At 76.1% G+C, this 23688-nt stretch carries 17 protein-coding genes; 8 read left to right on the top strand and 9 right to left on the bottom strand.

Going from position 1 to position 23688, the window contains the following annotated elements; genetic code table 11:
• Nucleotides 1–102 precede the first annotated feature (102 nt).
• Nucleotides 103–336 (top strand): hypothetical protein, encoded by a 234-nt coding sequence (locus tag ACWIZO_RS24685; RefSeq protein ID WP_448640223.1) that lies wholly within the window; start codon nt 103–105, stop codon nt 334–336.
• Between the two features lie 21 nt (nt 337–357).
• Here the strand turns inward: ACWIZO_RS24685 and ACWIZO_RS24680 are convergent, their stop codons facing one another.
• Nucleotides 358–2757 (bottom strand): Hsp70 family protein, encoded by a 2400-nt coding sequence (locus tag ACWIZO_RS24680; RefSeq protein ID WP_448640222.1) that lies wholly within the window; start codon nt 2755–2757, stop codon nt 358–360.
• Between the two features lie 540 nt (nt 2758–3297).
• On the opposite strand from ACWIZO_RS24680, the gene ACWIZO_RS24675 reads away from it, so the two are divergent.
• Nucleotides 3298–3999: a hypothetical protein gene (locus ACWIZO_RS24675; protein ID WP_448640221.1), complete on the top strand. Its 702-nt coding sequence runs from the start codon at nt 3298–3300 to the stop codon at nt 3997–3999.
• A 57-nt stretch (nt 4000–4056) separates the two neighbouring features.
• Here ACWIZO_RS24675 and ACWIZO_RS24670 read toward each other — a convergent pair whose 3' ends face one another.
• Nucleotides 4057–4857, bottom strand: coding sequence for an esterase/lipase family protein (locus tag ACWIZO_RS24670; protein ID WP_448640220.1), 801 nt, complete (start codon nt 4855–4857; stop codon nt 4057–4059).
• A 224-nt stretch (nt 4858–5081) separates the two neighbouring features.
• Here ACWIZO_RS24670 and ACWIZO_RS24665 point away from each other — a divergent pair, with 224 nt between their 5' ends.
• On the top strand, nt 5082–6005 hold the full coding sequence (locus tag ACWIZO_RS24665; protein ID WP_448640219.1) for an alpha/beta fold hydrolase: 924 nt from the start codon (nt 5082–5084) through the stop codon (nt 6003–6005).
• 46 nt (nt 6006–6051) lie between these two features.
• Here ACWIZO_RS24665 and ACWIZO_RS24660 read toward each other — a convergent pair whose 3' ends face one another.
• The 7 genes from ACWIZO_RS24660 to ACWIZO_RS24630 form a co-directional block, all read right to left on the bottom strand.
• Nucleotides 6052–7584 carry a long-chain-fatty-acid--CoA ligase gene (locus ACWIZO_RS24660; RefSeq protein WP_448640218.1) on the bottom strand — a complete coding sequence of 511 codons (1533 nt, stop codon included), beginning with the start codon at nt 7582–7584 and terminating at the stop codon, nt 6052–6054.
• A 97-nt stretch (nt 7585–7681) separates the two neighbouring features.
• Nucleotides 7682–10639, bottom strand: a complete 2958-nt coding sequence (locus ACWIZO_RS24655; RefSeq protein WP_448640217.1) for a wax ester/triacylglycerol synthase family O-acyltransferase — start codon at nt 10637–10639, stop codon at nt 7682–7684.
• On the bottom strand, nt 10636–12900 hold the full coding sequence (locus ACWIZO_RS24650) for a glycerol-3-phosphate 1-O-acyltransferase (RefSeq protein ID WP_448640216.1): 2265 nt from the start codon (nt 12898–12900) through the stop codon (nt 10636–10638). Before ACWIZO_RS24650 ends, ACWIZO_RS24655 begins: the two co-directional genes overlap by 4 nt.
• Nucleotides 12901–13030: 130 nt before the next feature.
• Complete coding sequence (locus ACWIZO_RS24645) at nt 13031–14038, bottom strand: NAD-dependent epimerase/dehydratase family protein (RefSeq protein WP_448640215.1); 1008 nt, start codon at nt 14036–14038, stop codon at nt 13031–13033.
• Nucleotides 14039–14101: 63 nt separating this feature from the next.
• Complete coding sequence (locus tag ACWIZO_RS24640; RefSeq protein WP_448640214.1) at nt 14102–15505, bottom strand: WS/DGAT/MGAT family O-acyltransferase; 1404 nt, start codon at nt 15503–15505, stop codon at nt 14102–14104.
• A gap of 94 nt (nt 15506–15599) precedes the next feature.
• Nucleotides 15600–16577, bottom strand: a complete 978-nt coding sequence (locus ACWIZO_RS24635; protein WP_448640213.1) for an alpha/beta fold hydrolase — start codon at nt 16575–16577, stop codon at nt 15600–15602.
• A 92-nt stretch (nt 16578–16669) separates the two neighbouring features.
• The gene (locus tag ACWIZO_RS24630; RefSeq protein WP_448640212.1) at nt 16670–18607 is read right to left on the bottom strand and encodes an FUSC family protein; all 1938 of its coding nucleotides are present in this window, start codon (nt 18605–18607) and stop codon (nt 16670–16672) included.
• Nucleotides 18608–18869: 262 nt separating this feature from the next.
• On the opposite strand from ACWIZO_RS24630, the gene ACWIZO_RS24625 reads away from it, so the two are divergent.
• The 5 genes from ACWIZO_RS24625 to mctP are packed head-to-tail and all read left to right on the top strand — an operon-like array spanning nt 18870 to nt 23678.
• Nucleotides 18870–20255 (top strand): FAD-dependent oxidoreductase, encoded by a 1386-nt coding sequence (locus ACWIZO_RS24625; protein WP_448640211.1) that lies wholly within the window; start codon nt 18870–18872, stop codon nt 20253–20255.
• Nucleotides 20256–20310: 55 nt separating this feature from the next.
• On the top strand, nt 20311–20799 hold the full coding sequence (locus ACWIZO_RS24620) for a GNAT family N-acetyltransferase (protein ID WP_448640210.1): 489 nt from the start codon (nt 20311–20313) through the stop codon (nt 20797–20799).
• 11 nt (nt 20800–20810) lie between these two features.
• Nucleotides 20811–21656, top strand: coding sequence for a Nif3-like dinuclear metal center hexameric protein (locus ACWIZO_RS24615; protein ID WP_448640209.1), 846 nt, complete (start codon nt 20811–20813; stop codon nt 21654–21656).
• Nucleotides 21657–21692: 36 nt separating this feature from the next.
• The gene (locus ACWIZO_RS24610; protein ID WP_448640208.1) at nt 21693–22034 is read left to right on the top strand and encodes a DUF3311 domain-containing protein; all 342 of its coding nucleotides are present in this window, start codon (nt 21693–21695) and stop codon (nt 22032–22034) included.
• 3 nt (nt 22035–22037) lie between these two features.
• Nucleotides 22038–23678, top strand: coding sequence for a monocarboxylate uptake permease MctP (gene mctP / locus ACWIZO_RS24605; protein ID WP_448640207.1), 1641 nt, complete (start codon nt 22038–22040; stop codon nt 23676–23678).
• Nucleotides 23679–23688: the final 10 nt, after the last annotated feature.

Raw genomic sequence — 23688 nt, 5'->3', positions numbered from 1 at the left:
GGTTCCCCCGGTGCCTCGGGTTCCCCAGGCGCTCCCGGTTCCCCCGGGGCGAGTGCCTCGGCCGCTGCGGTGGCGGCCGGCGGCTCCTCCTCCGTGAGCAGCGTGTCCTGCTCCGGGACCTCCTGCTCCGTGTCGCTGGCGGGCACCGGCTCGCGGGCGACCGTCCTCGGTACCGCCATCACCCTCCTCGGGGTGCGCGACGGCCGTGCGGTGCTCCGCGTGGGGGAGCAGGAGGTCACCTGCGCGCCCGGACAGCGCGTCCCCACGGGCCCGCTGGACCTCGAGTGCCGGGCCGTCGGCGGCGACAGCGTGGACCTCACCGCCTCCCCGCGGTGACCCGGACGGCGTCCGCGGCGCTCACCCGGCGAGGTCGAGGACGGTCAGCGTGCCGCTGCCGAGGTCGCTGACGTAGCCCTTGCGCCCGTCGGGCAGCACGGTGACCGAGGTCGGCGACGTCCCGGTCGGAACGGTCGCGGTGACGGTGAGGTCGTCGGCGCTGACGACCGACAGCGTGCTGTCCTCGACGTTGGTGACGTAGGCGAAGCGGCCGTCGGCCGACCAGGTGACGTCCTGGGGTCCCTCGCCGACCGGGACGGTGGCCAGGACCTCGTCGCTGTCGGTGTCGATCACCGAGACCGACGCCGCGTCGTAGTTCACGTTGGCGGCCAGCGGCCGGGACCGGTGCACCGCGATGCTGTGCGGGCTCGTCCCGACCGGGACCTCGTCGACGACGGTGTCGGTCGCCGTGTCCACCACCGCGACGACGTCGGAGTCGTGGTCGGCGACGTAGGCGCGGGTGCCGTCAGGGGTCAGCTCCACCCAGTGCGGGTTGGGCGGCACGTCGATCTCGGCGACCGGCGTCGCCGTCCCGGTGTCGACGACCGTGAGGACGTCGGAGTCGTGGTTGGGGACGTAGAGCCGGGACCCGTCCGGGCTGACCGCGGAGACGTACGGGCGGCTCCGCATCGGCACGGTGGCCCCGAACTCGCCGGTCGTGGTGTCGAGGACGCTGATCGCCGCGATCGTCCGGTCGTCGTTCCAGACGCTCACGTAGGCCCGGGTGCCGTCCGGCGAGAGGGTCAGGTACCGCGGCGGGCCGGCCGGGACGTCGATGGTCGAGACCACCTCGTCGACCTCGGTGTCGACCACGGTGATGGTCCCGGCCGCGCCCTGGGCGACGTAGAGCCGCCGGCCGTCGGGCGAGGCGACGGCGTAGCCCGGCGTCTCGCCGACCGCGATGGTGCCCGCCACCGACGGGACCGGCACGCTCGCCGCCACCGGCTCGACCGCGGGCGACTGCGAGGCCTCGGCCGCACCCGAGGACGCCGCGGCCGGGGCGCCGTCGTCCCGACCGCTCGCGAGGCCGCCTCCGGCGACCAGCGCCGCTGCCCCGAGCAGGGTGACCAGGAGCAGGACCACCACCGCCAGGACGGCGGGCGGCCCCTTCGGCCCGGGCGGCGCGGTCCCGGGTGCCGGCCCGGCGGCCGCGGCGTCGACCGGTGCGGACCCCGCCCCCGGGACGGCGGCTGCGGGAGCGGCCGCCGGTGCGGCGGCCGCCGCCGGCCGGCTCGGCGGTCCGGTCGGGGCCGCGCCGACGGCGGCGGCCGCGGGGGCAGCGGCTGTGGGGGCCGTGGCGGCCGGGGCTTCCGGCGGCCGCGGGACGGCGGTGCCGGTGGGGCCGCTCCGGCCCGTCCCGGCCAGGCGCCGGCCGAGGACGGCGGCCCCGAGGGCCACGGCGTGCTTGGGGTGGGCGTCCAGGACCGCGGGGCAGCCGAACTCCTGGGACACCACCTCGGCGATCAGCGGGATCCGCGAGGAACCGCCGACCAGCAGCACCGCGGAGAGCTCGCCCGGCGCCACACCCGCCGTCCGCAGCGTCCGGCCGAGGACCCGGATCGTGGACTCCACGGGGACCCGGATGAGGCCCTCGAACTCCTCCCGGGTGAGCCGGACCTCCAGCTGCCGGCCGGGGAGGAACACCGGGATGGTCGCCTCCGTGTCGAAGGACAGGGCCTCCTTGGCCGCGGTGCAGTCCTGGCGCAGCCGGGCCAGGGCCACGGCGGTGCGGGCGTCGCCGAGGTCGAGCCGGCGCAGGACCCCGCCGGCGACGGCGTCGACGTGGGCGAGGACGGCGTCGTCGAAGTCGCAGCCGCCGAGGCGCTCGACACCGTCCGGCATGCCCACCACCTCGGTGCCGTGCGGCGTGCGGCGCAGGACCGTCGCGTCGAAGGTGCCGCCGCCGAGGTCGTAGACGGCGAGGACCTCACCGGCCCGCACGTCCCGGGTGGTGCCGTGGTGGGCCGCGGCGGCCTCGGGCTCGGTGACGGTCGAGTACCGGGTCAGGCCCGCGGAGGCGGCGACGTCGGCGAGGGCCCGGCACCGCGCCGGCCCCCAGGTGGCGGGGTGGGTGAGCACGACGGTGTCGGGCTCGCGCCTCGAGACCTCGACGACCCGGTCGAGCACGCTCCGCAGCAACGAGCCCAGGAGCGTGGTCACCGGGAAGGGCGCGCTGCCGAGCAGCACCGGGGTCGGGTCCCCGAGCCGGCGTTTGAGGTCGTGGACGACGCGGTCCGGCTCGCTCACGGCACGCCGGGCGGCGGCGTCGCCACACGTGACCGAGCCGTCCTCGCCGACGTGCACCGCGGCGTGCGCCACCACCGACGTGTCCCCGAGAGGGACCATCCCGGCGGAGCCGTCCTCCGCGACGGCGGCAGCGACGAACGTCGTCCCGAGATCGATCCCGAGGCTGGAACTCACCGGACCCCCTCCTGCGGGGCGCGGCGCCCCTGGAAAGGGGAACGACCCTAGCGACCGACCACGGTCGCTCGGCAAGGGGAGCGCGGCGATCGAGGAGAGACGCCGGCAGCGACGTGCCGTATTCGTGTCGACCCATACCGGGGTATGAGATCGCGCTTTCCGCGGAAGGGCGCGGGAATTCGGACGGGTCCATTCCCGCGCGGGTCGGGCGCCGCGGCGCGGCAGGTCGCCCCGGCCCTCTCCGCACGGGAGGTGCAGGTCCGACCTCGCAGAGTGACACGAGCCTCCGACGTCGGACTGGTCGGACGCGTGCCGTGGTGCGCCGTCCCGAGGCCGGGATCGTCCGCGCTCAGCCACTGTTCGGTCTCGTTCTCGACGCGGAACTTGCCGAGTTCGGTACCGCCTGAGAATGTCGGGCCACACGAGCGGGAGCGGGGGCGGGGAATGGCGAGGATGCGCCCCCTGCCCATTCCTGCGCTCCTCCACGGAGCCTCTCCCGCGCCCGCGGCGATCGCCGGAACCGGCCACCAGGAGGCAACCGTGTTCGAGGACCAGTACGTGCAGCTGCTGCCTGCACGCACCACCATGCAGGCCGTCGGCGGCGGAGGGCCGGGCGGGGACGGTGGGGCGGGCGGGCCGGCGGTCGCGACGGCCGTCTCGGGCACCGTGCTGGTCCTCAACAACTCGACGATCGACACGCTCACCATCGTCACCATCGGCACCGGCGCCGCGACGGCCGACGCGTCCGGAGGCGACGGTGGCGGTGGAGGAGCCGGGGGCGCCGGAGGGGTCATCGTCCTCGACGCGGCTGCGCTGCAGGGCGCCACCGGTGCGGACGTCGTCCCGGTCGCCACCGGTGCGGACGTCCCGGTCGCCACGGGTGGGGAGGTCGCGCCGGTGGACTCCGGCGGCGAGGTCGCGCCGGTGGGGATCGGTGGGGAGGTCGCCCCGGTGGAGCCTGGTGCCGAGGCCGCGCCGGCCCCGGCCGGCGGTGAGATCGCTCCGGTGGAGCTGGGTGCGGAGACCGCACCGCTGCCGTCAGGTGCCGAGATCGCGCCGGTGGACTCCGGCGCCGAGGTCGCTCCGGTCGCCGCCGGTGCGGAGCCCGCGCCGGCGGAGGCTGTACCGGCGGATGTCGCTCCGGCGCCGTCCGGCGACTCCGCGGACGGGGGCTGGGAGCACCACGGGCACGGCGGCGGCCACGGGCACTGGAACGGCTCGGGGTGGCGGGACTGCCGCTGACCCCGGACGTCGGGATCTCGCCGGGGCCGCCCTCGGGGTGGCCCCGGCGAGGTGCCGTCAGGCTGCGGCGGCCGCGGCGAACGAGGGCTGCGGGACGTCGGCGCGCGGGAAGGCGGGACGCAGCGCGAGCGGGGGCCGGAACGGCCGCCAGGTGCCCTCGGGCTGGGCCAGCCGGTCGGCCACCGCGTAGATGACCGCCGGGTGGTGGCCCATGCCCAGGTGGCTGGCGTAGACGGCGATGTTCTCCGCCTGCGGCGAGAGCCGGTCCAAGCAGGCCTGCCAGGCGACGATGCCGTCGTGGTGGGAGTAGATCGAGGTGGCCGGCACGGGCAGCGGCGTGGCCTCGCTCGCCAGCGGCAGCGTGCGCGGCTCCACGTGCAGGTGCGAGAACCGCTCGAAGGCCCGGTTCGCCCGGGTCTGGCTGTCGCGCTGCAGGGCGAACGGGCTGCCGAGGGTGATCACCTGGCGGACCGAGTCCGGCGTCTTGCGGGCCAGGTCGCGGGCGAAGATGCCACCCAGGCTCCAGCCGACCAGGCTGATCGGCCGGCCGTAGCGGTCGCTGAGGTCGTCGATGCGCCGGCTCATGCCCTCGACGCACTCGGCGGTCGGGCCGATGTTGCGGCCCAGGCGCCAGCCGTGCACGCGGTAGCCCAGCCGGCGCAGCACCCGGCGCAGGGTGCGGGTGGACACGTCGTCGGCCAGCAGGCCGGGGAGGACGAGGACCGGGTGACCGTCGCCGACGGGCAGCCGGTTCATCAGCGGCCTGGCCGCCAGGTAGAGGCCGTAGTCGGCCATCGCCCGGTTCATCTCGGTGAGGTACAGCGGCAGGCTGGGCCCGTCGGTGTCCTGTCGCGCCACGTCGTCCTCCTCACCGGCGGGCCGTCCCGCCGTAGCTACTGGCGGGTACCACGGTGACGCCCCGCCCACACCTGTCCGAGGCGGCGCGCGGCGGCCTGATACGCGGACGTGTGGTCCGCGCCACACCCGCCGCACCGGCCCCACCGCGCGCGACCGGCGGGAGGGCGTGGAACCGTACGGAGGGCACCGCACCGGTGCCGGCCGCACGGCGAGGAGGAGCACGGGTGGACCGGGACGCGGGGGGCGCGCAGGCGCCCGGCACGAGGAGGACGGTGGACCTCGGCGGTCCGGTGCACGTGGTCGACTACGGCGGCCGCGACGACGGGCCGGCCGTCGTCCTGGTGCACGGCCTGGGCGGCTCGCACGGCAACTGGGACCTGCTCGCGCCCCTGCTGACGCCCTCGGCCCGGGTGTGGGCCCTGGACCTGCCCGGCTTCGGCCGCAGCGAGCCCGGGCAGCGGCGCACCACCGTGCAGGCCAACGCCGCGGTCCTGCAGGACTTCCTGCGCGAGGTCGTTGGGGAGCCGGCCGTGCTGGTGGGCAACTCGATGGGCGGGATGATCTCGCTGTTTACCGCCGCCGCCACCCCCGACCTCGTCGCCGGCCTGGTCCTGCTCGACCCCGCGCTGCCGGGCAGGCGCCGCCGGCTGGACCGGGTGGTCGCGCTGACCTTCGCCCTGTACGCCGTCCTCGGGCTGGGGGAGCGCGTCCTGCTGCTGCGGCGCTCCCGGCAGACGCCGCTGACGCGGGTGCGCGAGATGCTCCGGCTGGTCGGCGTCGACCCCGACGAGCTGCCGGCCCCGGTGGTCGACCGCGCGGTGACGCTGCTGGAGCAGCGCGAGGACGCCGCCGGCATGGACCGGGCGTTCCTCTCGGCGGCCCGCTCGCTGCTGGGCATCCTGCTCGACCCGCGCCGGTACCGGTCGGCGATGGCGCGGATCACCAGCCCGGTCCTGCTCGTGCACGGCGACCGCGACCGGCTGGTGCCCGTGGACGCCGCCCGCGAGGCGGTTCGCCGGCAGCCGGAGTGGCGCTACGAGGAGCTCGCCGGCGTCGGCCACGTGCCGCAGCTGCAGGTGCCCGACCGGCTGGCCGCCCTCGTCCTCGAGTGGCTGGACGAGGCCGTCGTGACCCCCTCCCGCGCCTGACCCCGGCCGTTCCGCCTCTCGCCGGGAAGAGGCGGAACGGACGCGGTCAGCGGGTGCGGAGCTCGGTCTTGAGCACCTTCCCGCTCGGCCCCTTGGGCAGCTCCTCGATGACGACGACCTCGCGCGGGTACTTGTAGGCCGCCAGCCTCTCCCTGCAGAACGCGATGATCTCACCGGGCTCGGCCGAGTCGCCCGGGCGCAGGCTGACGTAGGCCACGACCTCCTCGCCGAGCCGCTCGTCCGGCTTGCCGATGACGGCGGCCTCGCGCACCGCCGGGTGGGCGTGCAGGACCTCCTCGATCTCGCGCGGGTAGACGTTGAAGCCGCCGCGGATGACCAGGTCCTTCTTGCGGTCGACGATGTAGAAGAAGCCGTCCTCGTCGCGGTGGCCGAGGTCGCCGGTGTGGAACCAGCCGCCCCGCATCGCCTCGGCGGTGGCCTCCGGCCGGCCGAGGTAGCCCTTCATGATGTTGTGCCCGCGCAGCACGATCTCGCCGACGTGCTCCGGGCCGGGGAGCAGCTCCTCGTCCTGCGGGTCGACGACGCGCACCTCGCAGCCCCACAGCCGCTTGCCGATCGACATGACCCGCCGGTCCTCGGCGCTGCGGTTGAACGTGACCAGCGCGCAGGTCTCCGACAGGCCGTAGCCCTCGAGGATCGTCGTCCCGGGGAAGGCGGCCTCGAAGCCGCGGATGACCTCACCGGGGATGGACGCGCCGCCGGAGACGCAGATCCGCAGCGCGCCGACGTCGCGGCCGGTCAGGTCGGCGTGCATGAGCGCGACGAACATCGTCGGCACCCCGCAGAACACCGTCACCCCGTGCTGCTCGAACGCGTCGAGGACGGCGCCGACCTCGAACCGCGGCACCAGCACCAGCGTGGCGCCGGCGCGGATGGCGCTGTTCATCACGCTGGAGAGGCCGAAGACGTGGAACAGCGGCAGCACGGCCATGGTGACGTCGTCGGCGCGGTAGCCGAAGGTCTCCGAGGCGACGGAGGCGGCCATGTAGGTCTGGAAGTGGGTGAGCTCGGCGCCCTTGGGCCGGCCGGTCGTGCCGCTGGTGTAGATGATCACCGCGGTGTCGTCGGGGGACATCTGCTCGACGTCGGAGGGGTCGGCGCCCGCGCCGTCGGCGACCAGCGCGTCGAACGACGTGGTGTCCGAGGGCAGCTCGCCGGAGCCCGGTCCCGAGGCGACGTAGACCCGGACGTCGCCGGCCTCGGCCGCGCCCTTGACCGCCTCGTCGGCGAACGCGTCGAAGGTGATCAGCGCCCGCGCGCCGCTGTCGGACAGGTGGTAGGCCACCTCCGGCGCCTTGAGCAGCGGGTTGAGCGGCACCAGCGTCATCCCGGCCTTGAGCGCGCCGAAGTAGGCGAGGACGAACTGCGGCACGTTGGGCAGCTGCAGCGCCACGGTGTCGCCGCGCCGCAGCCCCGCCGACCGCAGCCCGGCCGCCACCTGGGCGGAGAGCTGGTCGACCTGTCCGTAGCTGAGCGTCGTGGAGCCGAGGCGCAGCATCGGCTTGTCGGGGTGGGCGAGAGTGGACTCGCGCAGGATCGTGGCGAGGTTGAAGCTCATGGCCGCTCCTGGGCTGTGGCACGGGTCACCCCGGTGCAGTACCGCAGGAGCGCCGGAGTACACCCGGTGGACGCCGCGGACGGCGTCCACCGGGTGCTCAGCGGCCGAGCGCGACCACCTCGTCGAGGCCGGCCTGCAGGTCGGCCACCAGGCCGACGGGGTCGGTGACGGCGGCCGCGTCGACGTTGACGCCGATGCAGCACTGCCCCTCGTGCGACAGCAGCGTGATCATCGCCGCGCAGCCGGGCAGCGGGCCGAAGGGGTACATCCGCTCGATCCGCGAGCCGGCGATGTAGACGGGGTGGGTCACCCCCGGCACGTTGGAGATCTGGACGTCGTTCGCGCTGGTCAGCTGCCCGGAGACGGCGCCGATCACCGGCGCGGGCAGCCAGCTCAGCGTCGGCGCCAGCAGGTCGTTGACCACGCCGGCGCCGCCGCCGCCGTCACCGCGGACGGACAGCACGAACTCGCGGATCGTGCGGATGCGGACGGCGGGGTCGGCCTCGTCGAGCGGTGCGGGGAAGCGGGCGCCGGTGAACCGGTTGCCGCCCTCCGGGGCGTCCTGGGCCCGCAGGCTGATCGGGATGCCGACCGCGAGCGTGCCCAGCGGCGCCCCGTGCCGCTGGTGGTAGCGGCGGAAGCCGCCGACCATCGCCGCCAGGAACCCGTCGTTGAGCGACCCGCCGACCGCCTTGGCGCCCGCCTTGAGGTCGGCCAGCGGCACCTCGAGGACCTCCAGGTGCCAGCCGCCGCCGCGGGGCGTGAGCAGCGCGGAGCCCGGCCCCGGCGGGGCGAGGGTGCGGCCGGCGGCCCTCGCCGAGCCCAGCGCCGAGGTGACGGCGTCCCACGGGTGCGCGGCGCTGCCCAGCGCGCCGGCGCCGCGGCGCAGCAGCGCCAGCGGCGCCGAGCGTGCCGTCCCGACCAGCTGCTCGGCGAGCAGCGCGGTGCGGGAGACGTCGTCGTCCGGAGTGGGTACGGGGGGCTCGGGACGGGCGGGGTCGTGCTCGGCGGTGCGGCTGTGCAGCCGGCTCATCAGCTGCACCGCACCCAGGCCGTCGGTGGTGCTGTGGTGGGTCTTGACCACGTAGCCGGCGCGGCCGTCGGACAGGCCCTCGACGAGCATCGCCTGCCAGAGCGGGCGGTCGCGGTCCAGCGGGGCGGAGACGAACTCGCCGACGACGTCGAGCAGCTGGCGCATCGAGCCGGGTTCCTCGAGGTGCACGTGCCGCACGTGGGCGTCGAGGTCGAGCTCGGTCACCGTCGCCCACCGCGGGGTGCCGATGCCCAGCGCCGGCTCGACGACGCGCTGGCGCATCCGCGGCACCATCCGGGAGGCCCACTCGTGGGCGGCGCGCAGCCGCTCCCAGTCCGGTGCCGGGTCGAGCAGCTCGAGCAGCGCCACGTTGGCGCGCAACCGCGGGTCGGCGGCCTCGGCGCGCCACATCGCCGTCTCCAGCGGGTTCATCTCCGGCGCGCTGCCCCAGTCCAGCGGCGGTGCGGGCACCGGCGGCCCGGCGTCGGCGGTGGGCTCCTCGGACACCACGGGCCGCTCGGCGCGCCCCGACCAGTTGGCCAGGGTGCGCAGGTAGGAGTCGTGCACCTCCGCCACGCGCGCGTCGAGGTCCGCGGCGGTCCAGCCGTCGGTGGGGACCGGCGGCAGCACGCGCACCTGGACGACGCCCGGGTGGATGGTCGTCGCGCCCCGCCACATGAGCTCGCCGGTGTTGCGCAGCACGATCGGCACGATCGGGACGCCGGCCTGCATCGCGACGTGGAAGGCGCCCTTCTTGAACGCGCCCAGGGTCGGGGTGGCCGACCGGGTGCCCTCCGGCGCGATGACCAGGGAGATGCCCTCGCGGAGCCGCTCGACCGCGGGCTCGAGCGCCTTGCGGGCCTGGGCGGGGTCGCCGCGGTCGACGAAGGCGACGTCGGCCAGCCGGAACGCCAGCCCGAAGCCCGGCGTCTTCGCCAGCTCCTTCTTGGCCACGCCGGTGAAGCCGCCGCGCAGCAGCTTGGCGAGCACCAGGACGTCGAGCTGGCTCTGGTGGTTGAACAGGAAGACCGCCGGGCGGGTGGCCAGGTGCTCGGCGCCCTGGACGTCGACCCGGACGCCGGCCAGGGCGCTGCCGAGCTCCCCGGCGAGGGTGATGCCGAGGTCGACCGCCTCGCGCCGCGAGCCGCTCAGCGCGCCGACGGCCAGGCCGGTGGCGAACCCGCCGAACAGGCCGCCGACCCCGGCCACGGTGCGGGCGAGGTCGACCGGGGAGGTCGTGCCGCGCCGTCGGAAGCGGGCGACCGGCCAGGAGTAGTGGCGGGCGGCGGCGGCCAGGCCCCGGCCGGGGTTCAGCGCCCGGGCCCGGCCGACGGTGCGCAGGAACGGGACGTCCTCGTCGCCGTTGGAGTAGGCGTAGCTCTGCAGCAGGTCGATGCCGTGCTCCTCGGCGAAGGACCGCACCGCCGCGGCCTTGCCCTGGCGCCACAGCAGCGGGCCGCCGGGGCGCCCGGTGCAGACGCCGTCGACGATCTCCACCGGCGACACGAGCACGTGCTCCACGCCGAGGGCGCGGGCGGCCGGCTCGACCTGGAAGCGGGTGGCGGAGGAGGCCAGGACGACGGTGTGCCCGGCCTGCAGGTGGGCGGTGACCAGGCGCCACGCCTCGGGGAACAGCGAGCCGGCGATGCCCTGGACGAACAGCCGCTCGCCGAGCTCGACCAGCTCGTCCTCGCTGCGGCCGGCCCACGCGCGCATGCCGGCGACGGTGAACCGCTCGAAGTCCTCCTCGGAGGTGACCCCGCGCAGGCCGTTGAGGAGCAGCTGGCCCATGGCGGCCGGCGTCACCTCCAGTGAGCGCAGGTGGTGGCGGGCGAAGGCGGCCAGCGAGTAGCCGTCGATGACCGTGCCGTCGAAGTCGAAGAACGCCCCGACGCGGGGGCCGGGGGGAGCGGCGTCGACGTCGGCGACGAGCTGCTCCTCGGTCCACACGCCGGCGCGCGCCATCGCCGCGGCGTTGCCGCCCAGCCCGCCTCCCGGCGGGGTCTCCTGCTCGGCCGTCACGGCTCCACCCCCACGTTCTCCCGCCGCGCCGCGGCGTCCAGCTCGTCGATCACGGCTACCCGGCTCACCACGTCCCTGACTCGGGCGGCCCACTCCTGCCGGCGGCGGGCCAGCTCCTCCCGGCCGGGGTCGACCAGGTCGAGGTTGGCGGCCAGCCGCAGGGCGCCGGCGAACAGCTCGCGGGACAGCGACTCGGGTCCGTGCAGCCGGCCCTGCAGCAGCATCTGCTGGCCCACGCCGCTGCACTCGGTCAGGAAGTCGGCCTCGACGACCGGCGTCCGCGGGTCGCGGGCGGCCAGCCGCTCGGCCACCACCAGCTGCGCGTCGACGAAGGACCGCAGCACCCGGTGGGCCACCAGCAGCGGCGCCCGGCACAGGACGTCGCGGCCGTCGGCGGTCTCCCACTCCGGGTCCAGGCGCGCCAGCTCGGCCGAGAGCCGCTCGCGGTACGCCTCGCGCTCGGGGAAGAAGAACTCGAACTCCAGCAGCTTGCGCAGCCGGGCGGCCTCCTCCCAGCGGTCGACCGGGTCGCGCAGCATCACCAGCTCGGCGACCGCCCGGTCGACGAAGTGGTGGATCGCGTTGTTGCGGTAGAACGCCGCGACCAGGTGCTGGCCGCGCTCAATGGCGTAGACCGGCTCCTCCCCGCCCTCGTAGACGGTGACGACGCCCTGCTGGGCCAGTGCGCCGAGCACCCGCCGCACCCCGCCGGCGGTGTCCAGGGCCGCGCCGGAGGAGGGGAGCCGCCGCTCGGTGAGGTAGGCCAGCAGGGGCTGCAGCACCCGCTGCACCTGGGCCAGGGTGAGGGCCCGGTCGCGGACGCCGAGCAGCGCCAGGGTGACCAGCGCCGTCGCCGTGGCCGGGGTGACCGAGTTGATGCCGACGGCGACCTGGAAGGCCACCTTCTGCAGGGTCAGCCGGCGCGCGTCGGGATCGGCCGGGTCGGCGCCGCTGCGCAGCGCGGCGGCCAGCGACAGCGGCTCGGCGAACCCGACGTGCACCGTGCCCAGCGGCGTGCGCACCTGCTCGCGGATGTAGGAGGCCATCCACGACAGCCCCTCGCCGCGCTTGGCCGCCCCGCCCTGCTCAGCGGCCATGCCGGAGACCTCGCGGAGCTGGTCGTAGGTGATCGAGACGGGGACGACGTAGGCGTCCTCCACGCGCCCGCGCTCGATGGCGTCGGCCACGTAGCCCAGCAGCCCGTGCCGGGGCGGGCGCAGCTTGCCCGTGCGCGAGCGGCCGCCCTCCATGTACCACTCGAGGTTGAACCGCTTGGCCAGCAGGAAGGCGAAGTACTCGCGGACGGCGAGCTTGTAGACCTGGTCGCCGCCGAAGCTGCGGCGGATGAAGACCAGCCCGGCGCGCTTGGCCAGCGGCCCGACCGGCCAGAACCGCAGGTTGTCCCCGCCGAGCACGTGGTTGCGCGGGAAGTCGTGCGCGGCGAGGACGTCGGCGAGCACCAGCGGGTCGACGTAGGAGCGGTGGCTGGGCAGGAAGACCAACGGGTGCCGGCGGTTGAGCTCGCGCAGCACGTCGAGCCGGGCGGTGTCGGCCTGCACGTCCCAGGCGCGGGCGTGCACCGGCCGCAGCAGGCCGGTGAACACCTCGATGGCGACCGGGTCCATCGCGGCGACCAGGCTGTCGAGGTCCTGCACCGCCTCGGCGAGCACCTCCTCCTCCGGGCGCTCGAGCCGCTCGGCGAGCCGCGCGACCTCGCGCCGGAACTCGGGGCTGTGCCGGATCGCCTCGGTGACGTGCCGCGGCACCTTGGCCCGGTCGCCGACGACGGTCCGTTCGGCCCGGTCGAGGGCCAGGGCGGCCTGGTGGGCGACGAAGCCGGCGAGGGACCCGGTGCCGTCCCAGCGCCCCGACAGCTCGGCCACCGAGGCGGGCTCGGCGACCACCACGCGCGCCCGGTCCGGGTCGCGGCGCAGGGCGGCGGCCTGCAGCGCACCCGGGGGACGGCGCAGCAGCGACGGGGCGGCGGCCTGCAGGCGCCCGCGCCGGGTCCGGCTGCGCCCGCGGCCGGTCGCGCGGCCGGTCGCGCGGCGGGGTGCCCAGGCCACGCGGACCGCCGTCACCACGGTGTCGGGCGCGGCGGAGGCCAGCGGCCCGGTCAGGGACCCGCCCCGCAGGGGCAGGACGGTGAGGGAGCCGCCGTCGCCGGGCGGCAGCGCCTCGGCCACGAGCCGCCGCTCGACCTCGCTGTCGACGTCGACCAGCACGATCAGCGGGACGTCGGTGTCCACCAGCTGCGTCATGCGCACCTTCCCTCCGAGCTCCTCTGCCCGCCCATCGTCCGCCCGGCGGTGGGCCGCCCGGCCCTCGGTCTGCCGCCGTGGCCGGGGGAGGGCCGAGCCTGCCGGGCCGGCGCCGTCCGCGGTAGCCGGGTCAGCCCGAGCGCAGCGTCGCGCGCAGCGCCTCCAGGCCGGTGTAGCGCGGCGTCCAGCCGAGCTCCTCACGGGCCTTGGTGGTGTCCATGATCGCCGGGTGGCTGGCCGCCTCCACCCACTCGGCGACCGGCGGCAGGAAGGGCAGCCGGGACAGCGCGCGGGCGGCGAGCTGGGCCGGGGCGGCGGGCAGCGGCAGCGGGATCGCGCCGTACTCGCGGGCGACGTCGGCGGCGGTGAGCACGCCGTCGCCGGCGATGTTGTACGCCCCGGGCGGGCCGGCGGCGACGACGCACTGCAGCAGCGCCTGGCCGACGTCGTCCTCGTGGATGAACTGCAGCGGCAGCGCGGGGACCGCCACCGGGACCGGCACCGGCAGCCGCCGGGTGCTCTGCTCGGCCAGCCGGCGGCCCAGTGGGGCCAGCGGGCCGGGGAGGACGTCCTTGGCGCCGACCGTGTGCGGGCCGAGCACCACCGGCGGCCGCAGCATGTACAGCGACAGCTCCGGGTGCCGGGCCGCCTCCGCCTCCAGCACCTGCTCGAGCTCGGCCTTCTCCTGGGCGTAGAAGAGCTTCGACGCCGGGCGCACCGGCCACTCCTCGGTCATGCCGACCGGGTTGTCCGGGTGGAAGCCGTAGGCGGCCACCGAGGAGGCGTAGACGAACCGGCGCACGCCGGCCGCCGCCGCGGCGCGGAAGGCGTTGAGCGTCCCGTCGACGTTGATCGCGCGGGTGGTGTCCCGGGAGGCGTTGCCGGTGATCAGGAAGGCCAGGTGCACGACGACGTCGGCGCCGGCGAAGGCCTCGCGCAGCGCGTCGTCGTCGCGGACGTCACCGCGCCGGTACTCCATCTTCGTCCAGCCGCGGGCGGCCGGGTCGAAGGGACGGCGGGCGATGCCGACGACCCGCCGGATCCGGTCGTCGGCCTGCAGCAGCGGGACCAGGCCCTCGCCGAAGGTGCCGGTGGGGCCGGTGACGGCGACGGTCAGGTCGGTCTCGGGAGCGGTCACCCGCGTTCCGCTACCCGGCGCCCGCCGCGGTGAACCAGGTCACCGCGGCGGGCGCCGGGGCGCTCAGCTGGTGGCCGCGGCCGGCTGCCTGCCGGCGACCTCGACGAGCTCGTCGACGCCGCGGCGGATGCCCTCGGAGAGGACGTCGACGTCGGGGAAGGCGTCGAAGTCGGCGTTGATCCCGAAGGTCATCGAGTTGAGGTAGCTGAAGATGCCGATCGAGATGCGGGTGCCGCCGGCGATGGGCACGTAGGGGTGCGCGGAGACCATCCGCTTGCCGAGCACGTACAGCGGCACCCGCGGGCCGGGCACGTTCGTGGTCACCGCCTGGCACCACGTCTGACCGGCCTGCATCGAGGCGCGGACGCCGAGGGCCAGCAGCGTCGGCGCCATGACGTCGCCCATCGCGATGATCGAGCGGGCGTCGACCGCCTGCATCGTCTTCTTGTGGTCGTCCATCTGCCGCCGGATCCTGGCCAGCCGGACCACCGGGTCGGGCTCGCCCACCGGGAGGTCGACGAAGACGGCGGTCACCCGGTTGTCCAGCGCGCCGCGCTCGCCCTCCTGGCGCACCGAGATCGGCACCATCGTGCGGACGACGGTGTCGGCGCCCAGCGCGCCGCGGCCCTTGAGCAGGTCGCGGAAGCCGCGGCTGATGGCGGTCAGGACGACGTCGTTGACCGTGCCGCCCAGCGCGGTGCGCGCGGTCTTGAACTCGGCGAACTCGGCGTCGGTCCAGGCCCAGCGGCGGTGCGGCCCGATCGGGCCGGTGAGGGTGCGGGCTGTCGGGGTCAGCGCCTGGCGGGCCAGCGCGGGCAGGGTCGTGGCCGCCGCGCGCAGGCTGCTGAGCGCGCCCTTCGCGCCCTCGGTGAGGGCGCTGGGGCCGTGGGTGAGCTGGCGCAGCGGGGCGGTGGCGGTCTCCGTGAGCGCGCCGGCCACCATCGAGAGGTTCGACGGGCTGCGCTGCGGCGTCCAGTCGCGCGGCGCCGTGTGCTCGGCGTTCGGGTCGAGGTCGAACACGACCTGCATCAGGTCGGTGCCGGCGATGCCGTCGACCATGCAGTGGTGGACCTTGGAGATGATGGCCCACCGGTCGTCCTCCAGGCCCTCGACCAGCCACACCTCCCACAGCGGCTTGGCCATGTCGAGGCGCTGGCCGAGCACCCGCCCGGCCACGTTGCGCAGCTGCTCGGGGCCGCCGGGCCTGGGCACCGCGGTGTGCCGCACGTGGTAGAGGATCTGGAAGTGCGGGTCGTCCACCCACAGCGGCCGGCCCAGGTCCATCGGCACCCGGCGGACCCGCTGGCGGTAGCGGGGCACCTGCGGCAGCTTGCTCAGCAGCAGCCGCACGAGGTCGCCGTAGGACGGCGCCGGCCCCTCGAAGACGGCCACGGAGCCCACGTGCAGCGGCGCGTTCTCGCTCTCCGCGTAGTAGAAGCCGGCGTCGGTCGCGCTCAGGCGGTCCACGGTGGTCGCTCCTCTGCTCGTCGTCCGGGGGCCCCGTCGTCACACGGCCCCGGCCCCGCTGCTGTGGTGACGGCCACAGTAGGCACGGCGGGCGTCAGCCTGCCCGCCGGGCGGGCCCCAGGCCGGCCTCGACCCGGTCGAGCAGGTCGGTCAGGGCCCGGTCGACGACGGCGGTGCGGGTCAGGTTGACGCTGTGCCCCGCGCCCGGCACCACCACCAGCTCGGCGCTGGCGCCGATCCCCTCGGCCAGCCGGCGGCCGTGCACGGCGGGGGTGAGCCGGTCGTACTCGGCGGCGACGACGGTGACCGGCACCCGGCCGAGCACCGGCAGCGACGCGGTCTCGTCGTGGTCGAGGAAGGTGCCGTAGAAGGCCATCGTGATCGTCAGCGGCGTCTCCTCGAGCATGTCCTGCACCTGCCGGACGGCGTCCCGGGTGGCGTCGTCCTTCCCGAACAGGTACCGGCGCACGTAGTAGCGGCCGAAGCGGGTGCCGCGGCGCCGGTGCCGCTCGAGGGTGGGTGCCAGCAGCCGCAGCCACCACAGGTAGAGCCGCAGCAGGTGCAGCCGGCGCAGGAGCCGGACGCCGGCGGCGAGCAGGCCGGTGGACACCAGCCCGCCGGCCGAGGTGGCCAGCAGGAACGCGCCGACGACGCGGTCGCCGAACAGCTCGGGCCGGCGGCGGGCCAGCGCCATGACCGTCATGCCGCCCATCGAGTGGCCGGCCAGCACGACCGGGCCCTGGGGGACGACGGCGTCGAGGACCTCGGCGAGGTCGCGCCCGGTGCGGTCGATGGTGGCGCTGCGGGGGTCGGCCCAGCCCGACCGGCCGTGGCCGCGCTGGTCCCACAGCACCACGCGGGCGCGGTCGCGGACCGCCGCGCGCTGCAGGTCCCACTCGCCGAGCCGGGCGGTGAACCCGTGGCTGAAGACGACGGTCAGCGGCGCGTCCTCGCGGCCGTCGACCTCGACGTGCAGGTCGACGCCGTCGTCGGTGCGGACGGTGCGCGAGCCCGGGGGCGGGGGACCGGGCTGCTGCGGGACGGGGGAGGTCGAACCGGGGACGGTCGGCATCCGTCCATGACAGCGCAGCCGCGGGGGACCGGCGACTCCGCCCCCGCCCGTCCGCCTCGCGCGGGGCGGGTGGTAGGGGCCGCGGACCCGGGTCAGGTGCCGGGTGCCGTGGGCTCGGGGCGGCGTCCGGGCGCGGCGTCGCGGACCAGCCGGCGGGCGGCGTCGACCTCGCGGGCCACCGGCGCGAGCACCCCGTCGGCGAGGATCTCCGCGTCGTCCGGCGGTGTCGTCGCGTGCAGCTCGTCGGCCAGGCCGCGGACGGCCCGGCGCAGCGCCGCGACCTGCGCCGGGTCGGGGGCCGGCTCGCCGCCGCGGACGGCGATGACCGCCTCGGTGACCGCGTCGGACGTCCGCTCCAGCTGCACGATGACCGGCCACCACGCGCCGGCCCGGGTGCTGATCGGCGGCGGCTCGGCCAGCCGCCGCTGCAGCTGGGTGTGCAGCTCGGTGAGTGCCCGGTAGCTGCGCCGCCGGGCCCGCCGGCGGGCGGTGTGGTCCTCACCGAACGCCGCGCCGGCGAAGTCGTCGAGGGCGAGGACGGCCGCGTGCAGCGCCTCGTCCAGAGGCGCCCGCCAGGTCTGCGGCCACAGCAGGTACCCGGCCACCAGGACGATCGCGCAGCCGATGAGGGTGTCGACCAGCCGGGCGCCGACCAGCCCCGGGCCGCCGGGGACGGCGAGGTCGAGCAGCAGGATGATCACCGGCGTCTGGAAGACGGAGAACAGGCCGAAGTTCGCGCCCCGCGCCCACGGGAGCAGGCCGACGGCGACGGCCATGGCGAGCACCACCCAGGCGTCGCCGGGCAGCACCGACAGCAGCAGCGAGCCGATGAGGACGCCGAGCAGCGTGCCCGCGCCGCGCTGTACCGCCCGGGTGAACACCGACCCGAAGTCGGGCTTGAGCACGATCGCCACGGTGAGCAGCACCCAGTAGGGCCGCTCGATGGGCAGCAGCTGCCGGGCGACCTCCGCGATGGTCATGCACAGCACCAGTCGCAGGGCGAAGTCGCGGGTGTCGGGGCTGCCGAGGGTGCGGTCGGCGACGTCGCGCAGGCGCTCGCGCCACGGCAGCCGCGGCGCCGGGACGGCGGCTCCGGCCCGCTCCTCGGGATCGCCGACCACGGCCCACGCCAGCCGCACCCCGTGCCGCACCGCGCGGCGGACCGCCGGCCCGTCCTCCAGCGCGGGGGGCCGCTCGGCGGGCAGCTCGCGGGCGCCGGAGACGGCGGCGGCCAGCGCGTGCACCGCCGTCACGTCGTGCGGGTCGGCGGGCACCCCGGCGCGGACGGAGGCCACGGCCGCCTCGACCAGCGGCGCGGCCGCGTTGAGGATCCCGGCGAGCTCGGAGAGCTGCCGGTTGCGCCCGGCGGCGAGGCTGCGGGTGCGGATGACCCGGTCGTAGGCGGCGTTGAGCGCGGTGGTCAGCTCGCGGCGCGCGTCGTCGGTGCCCTCGGTGCCCACGGCGGTGAGCAGCGCGGCGATGCGGGTGAAGACGGCGGCGACCGAGGTGCGGTCGGGGTCGCTGGGCTCGGTCGCGGCCTGCAGCAGGGTGGTGAGCGTCGCCCACGCGGCGCCGGCGAAGAAGCACGCCACCTCGGCCACCTCCGGCAGCGGGGTGACCAGCCCGGAGGCCAGCGCGGTGTACACCAGCAGCTGCAGCGCGCCCAGCGACATCGCGGAGTTGACCCCGCTGATGACGGCGGCCGCCGCCGACAGCACGGCGACGACGAGCACCGGCAGCCAGCCGCCGCCGCCGGCGTACTGCCCGGCGACCAGCCCGACGGCGCCGAAGCCGACCGCGGCGGCGGTGCGGCGGAGCTGGTCGCGCAGCGGTCCGGCCTGCGGGGCGAGGCTCGCGGCCAGCGCGCCGGTGGTGGCGAAGACCCCGGCGCCGAGGGCGGTCCCGCCGCCGACCAGCAGGGCGAGCGCCAGCGGTGCGGGCACGGTGACGGCGAACCGGACGACGTCGCGCCAGGGCACCGGCGGGGGACTCGTGCGGACCAGCTCCTCCAGCCACGCCGGTGCCCGCAACCCCCGCTCCGCCACGGGTCCTGAGCTTTCCACCCACCCCGGGTCCCCGCGGCGAGGATCAGGTGACCTGATCGTCGCGTGTCCTCCCCGACCGCCCACCGTGAGGGAGGACGCGCTGCGGTGGGGGAGGACGCGCTGCGGTGGGGGAGGACGCGCTGCGTGGGCCCGGTGTGCGGCGGGATCGGCGTATCAGGCGACGGAGGGCGGCCTCTGGTCGGTCAGGAGCCGCCCCGGGGAGGGGTGGCGCGACCGGGAGGTACCGATGACCGTTCCCACCACCGGCGAGGGCGGCACCGCCGTCGTCATCGGCGCGAGCATGGCCGGCCTGCTGGCGGCCCGCGTCCTCGCCGAGCACGTCGGCCGGGTCGTGGTGCTCGACCGCGACACGCTGCCCGACGACGCCGTCGCGCGCGGCGGCGCCCCGCAGTCCGCGCACGCGCACGGGCTGCTCGCGCGCGGACGGCGGGCTCTGGAGGAGCTGCTGCCGGGGCTGACCGCGGACCTCGTCGCGCGGGGCGCCCTCTCCGGCGACATGCAGGCGGACTTCCGGTGGATCAGCCAGGGCCGGCCGATGGCCGTGGCCACGTCGGGGCTCGAGGGCCTGATGGTGAGCCGGCCGCTGCTGGAGCGGGAGGTGCGCCGCCGTGTGCTGGCCGACCCGCGGATCGGCGTCCGTGAGCGGGTCGACGTCCGGTCCCTGGTGCACGACGCCTCGGGCCGGGTGACCGGCGTCGAGGGGCTGGACCGGGACGACCCGCCCGGCGACGGGCTCCGCCGGTGGGACGCCGACCTCGTCGTCGACGCCTCCGGGCGGCAGTCCTGCGCGCCGGAGTGGCTGGCCGCCTCGGGCTTCGAGCCGCCGGAGGAGGAGCGGGTCGAGGTCGACGTCGCCTACGCCACGCGCCACTACCGCCGCGAGCCCGGCCACCTCGACGGGGCCCTCGGGCTCGCGCTGGCCGGCACGCCGGACAACCCACGGGGCGGCGTCCTGCTCGCCCAGGAGGGGGACCGCTGGGTCTGCGGGCTCGGCGGGATCCTGGGGGACCGGCCGCCGCTGGACCACGCCGGGTTCGAGGCCTACGCGGCGAGCCTGCCCTCGCCGGCGCTGTACGAGGTCATCCGCTCCGCCGAGCCCCTCGACGAGCCGCGGCGCTTCCGGTTCCCGGCGTCGGTGCGCCGGCGCTACGAGCGACTGGCGCGCTCGCCGCGGGGGCTGCTGGTCACCGGCGACGCCGTCTGCAGCTTCAACCCGGTCTACGGGCAGGGGATGGCCGTGGCCGCCCTGGAGGCGCTGGCGCTGCGCGACGTCCTCCGCGGCGGGCTGGACCGGCCCTCGCTGGCGCAGGAGTTCTGGCGCGCCTGCGCGCCGGTCGTCGACGTCCCGTGGCAGATCGCGGCCGGCGGGGACCGGCGCTACCCCGGCGTCCCCGGACCAGTGGACCGGCGCACGCGGCTGCTCAACGGCTACGTCGCCCGGGTGCAGCGCGCGGCCGCCGTCGACCCCGCGGTCGGGACGGCGTTCCTGCGGGTGGCCAACCTCGAGGCGCCGCCGCCCAGCCTGATGGCGCCGTCGGTGCTGGCCCGCGTCGTGCGCGCCTCCCGTCGCGTGCCGGCGGTGCCCCGACCCCGGGTGCCGGCCGTGGTCTGAGGAGTGCCCGGCGGGCGTGCGCGGTGGCGGGCCGCCGGGCTGGGATGCTCCGCGCGTGAGCGGGATCGCCGTCCGGGTCGCCTCGGCCGCGGACCTGCGGGAGGTCCCCGCCGTCGAGGACGCCGCCGACGGGCTCTTCCGTGAGCGCGGGGTGCTGGACCTGCCCGCCGCCGCGCCGGCCGCCCTGCGGGCCGGCGCCGGGCGCGTCCTGGTCGCCGGGCGGCCGGTGGTCGGGTTCGCCGCGCTGGAGCGGGTGGACGGCGAGGTGCACCTCGAGCAGCTGTCGGTGCACCCGTCGGCCATGCGGCGGGGCGTCGGCGCGGCGCTGCTGGAGGCCGCCGTCGACGTCGCCCGCGCGGTCGGCGCACGGCGGGTCACCCTCACCACCTACGCCGACGTGCCGTGGAACGGCCCCTGGTACGCCGCCCGCGGCTTCACCGAGGTGAGCGACCCGGGTCCGGAGCTGGCCGCCCGGGTCGCGCACGAGGCCGCCCTGGGGCTGGAGGTGCACGGCCGGCGCGTCGTGATGGCGCGGTCCACCTAGGGTCGGCCGTCGTGACCGCCACCCTCGCCGAGGTCGTCGCCGCACTCGAGGCCCGCTACGACCCCGCACTGGCCGAGAGCTGGGACGCCGTCGGGCTGGTGTGCGGCGATCCCGCCGAGCCGGTCGACCGGGTGCTCGTCGCCGTCGACCCGGTGGCCGCCGTCGTCGACGAGGCGGTCGAGACCGGCGCGGGCCTGCTGGTCACCCACCACCCGCTGTTCCTCACCCCGGTGCACGGCGTCCCGGCCGACGACCCGAAGGGGCGGCTGGTGCACCGGCTCGTGCGGGCCGGGTGCGGGCTGTTCGTGGCGCACACCAACGCCGACCGCGCCGCCGACGTCGGGGTCAACGACGCGCTGGCCGCCGTCCTCGGGCTCACGGCCACCCGGCCGCTGGAGCCGGTCGCCCCCGGCTCGCGGCAGGGGCTGGGCCGGGTCGGGGACCTCCCCGTGCCGACGACGCTGGCCGCCTTCGCCGCGCACGCCGCCGCCGTGCTGCCCGCGACCACCGGCGGCGTGCGCGCGGCCGGGGACCCCGACCGCCTGGTCCGCACCGTCGCGGTGTGCGGCGGCAGCGGGGGCTCGCTGCTGCCGGCCGCCGCGGCCGCCGGCGCCGACGTCCTCCTGACGAGCGACCTGCGGCACCACCCGGTGAGCGAGGCGCAAGAGGACGAGGGCCCTGGCCTGTGCGACGTGGCACACTTCGCCTCCGAGTGGCCCTGGGTGCCGGTGGCCGCCGAGGTGCTGGCCGCGGACCTGTCCGGCCGGGTCGAGGCGGTCGTCTCCCGGCGCCGCACCGATCCGTGGACGGTGCACGCAGGGGCAGACGGGGAGCCGGCCGCAGGGGCGGCCGGCTGAGGTCCGGGGCGGCGCCCCGGGAGGAGGAGGCCGACGATGGCCAGCGCACCGACACCGCCCGTCGACGGGCGGGCGCGGACCGGAGGGGTACCCGTGCGCAGCGACCGCAGCCCCTGGAACTGGCTGCTGCTCCTGCCGGTCGTGGTGCCGCTGATCGTCCCGCTCTACAACCACGTCGAGCCGACCCTGTTCGGCTGGCCGCTCTTCTACTGGCTGCAGCTGGCGTTCGTCGCCCTCGGCGTCCTGACCACGGTGCTCGTCTACCGGGCCACCCGGCGCAGCCCGGCCGAGCAGGCCGCCGCCCGCGCCGCCGTCGCGCGGGACGCCGGCCGCACCGCCACCACCCGGGACACCACCACCCGAGACCAGGAGCGCTGAGCCGTGGACGGGGTCAACGTCGTCGAGCTGACGATCGTCGTCGTCCTGTTCCTCGTCGTCACCGTGATGGGGTTCGTCGCTGCCCGCTGGCGGCGCGCGGAGGACCTCATGCACCTCGACGAGTGGGGCCTGGGCGGGCGCAGCTTCGGCACCTGGATCACGTGGTTCCTGCTGGGCGGTGACCTGTACACCGCCTACACCTTCGTCGCCGTCCCCGCGCTGATGTTCGGCGCCGGCGCCTCCGGGTTCTTCGCCGTCCCGTACACCGTCGTGATCTACCCGCTGGTCTTCCTCGTGGTGATCCGGCTGTGGTCGGTCAGCCACGTCCGCGGCTTCGTGACGCCGGCGGACTTCGTCCGCGCCCGGTTCGACAGCCCGGTGATGGCGCTGCTGGTCGCCCTCACCGGGATCGTGGCGACGATGCCCTACATCGCCCTCCAGCTGGTGGGCATCGAGGCGATCCTCAAGGCGATGGGCGTCGAGGGCGAGCTGCCGCTCATCGTCGCCTTCGTGATCCTGGCGCTCTACACCTACAACTCCGGCCTGCGGGCGCCGGCGCTGATCGCCTTCGTCAAGGACACGCTGATCTACCTGACGATCATCGTGGCGGTCATCGTGATCCCGGCGAAGCTGGGCGGCTGGGACGCGATCTTCGGCGCGGCCGAGGAGAAGTTCTCCGCCGGGACGGGCGCCGGGGTGCTGCTCCCGGCCACCGGTCAGCTGGGCTACGCGACCCTGGCCCTGGGCTCGGCGCTGGCGCTGTTCCTCTACCCGCACTCGATCACCGGCATCCTGGCGGCCAGCAACCGCGACGTGCTCAAGCGCAACATGAGCGCCCTGCCGGTCTACAGCCTCGCGCTCGGGTTCATCGCGCTGCTGGGCTTCATGGCCATCGCCGCCGGGGTCACGCCGATCGGCGAGGACGGCAACACGATCGTCCCGGTGCTGTTCCAGGAGATGTTCCCGAGCTGGTTCGCCGGCATCGCCTTCGCCGCCATCGGCATCGGCGCGCTGGTCCCCGCGGCGATCATGTCGATCGCCGCGGCGAACCTGTTCACCCGCAACATCTACAAGGAGTTCCTCAAGCGGGACGCCACGCCCAAGCAGGAGGCCCAGGTCGCCAAGGTCACCTCGCTGGTGGTCAAGGTCGGCGCGGTCGCGGCCATCCTGTTCATCGACCCGCAGTTCTCGATCGACCTCCAGCTCATCGGCGGGGTGATCATCCTGCAGACGCTGCCGGCGGTCGCGCTGGGGCTCTACACCCGCTGGCTGCACCGCGGCGGCCTGGTCGCCGGCTGGGTGGCCGGGATGGCCGCGGGCCTGCTGATGCTCTACAACATCCAGCGGGTCGGCCCGGACGGCAGCGTCGTCCGCGAGCACTTCGGCGGGTCGTCGTTCCCGCTGGCCGAGCTCGGTCTGGACGTGCAGTCCAGCGTGTACGCCGGCTTCCTGGCGCTGCTGGTCAACCTCGTCGTCACCGTGCTGGTGACCGTGGCGCTGCGGGCGGCCCGGGTGCCCGAGGGCGTGGACGGCACGGCGGAGGCCGACTACACCGCCGAGCGCGAGGACCCGACCTTCCGCGACCTGCCCGACCCGCTGGAGTCGGCCCCGCCGGGGACGGGGGACGCCGGCGCCCGCCGGTGAAGGACCCCGC

The sequence above is a fragment of the Geodermatophilus sp. URMC 63 genome, assembly GCF_053502565.1.
This window is presented reverse-complemented; position numbering and strand designations above follow the sequence as displayed.

Excerpts from the sequence above, each read along its gene's own strand:
- ACWIZO_RS24660 (WP_448640218.1), bottom strand. The coding sequence starts at position 7,584 with ATGAGCTTCAACCTCGCCACGATCCTGCGCGAGTCCACTCTCGCCCAC.
- ACWIZO_RS24650 (WP_448640216.1), bottom strand. The coding sequence starts at position 12,900 with ATGACGCAGCTGGTGGACACCGACGTCCCGCTGATCGTGCTGGTCGAC.
- ACWIZO_RS24635 (WP_448640213.1), bottom strand. The coding sequence starts at position 16,577 with ATGCCGACCGTCCCCGGTTCGACCTCCCCCGTCCCGCAGCAGCCCGGT.
- ACWIZO_RS24625 (WP_448640211.1), top strand. The coding sequence starts at position 18,870 with ATGACCGTTCCCACCACCGGCGAGGGCGGCACCGCCGTCGTCATCGGC.
- ACWIZO_RS24610 (WP_448640208.1), top strand. The coding sequence starts at position 21,693 with ATGGCCAGCGCACCGACACCGCCCGTCGACGGGCGGGCGCGGACCGGA.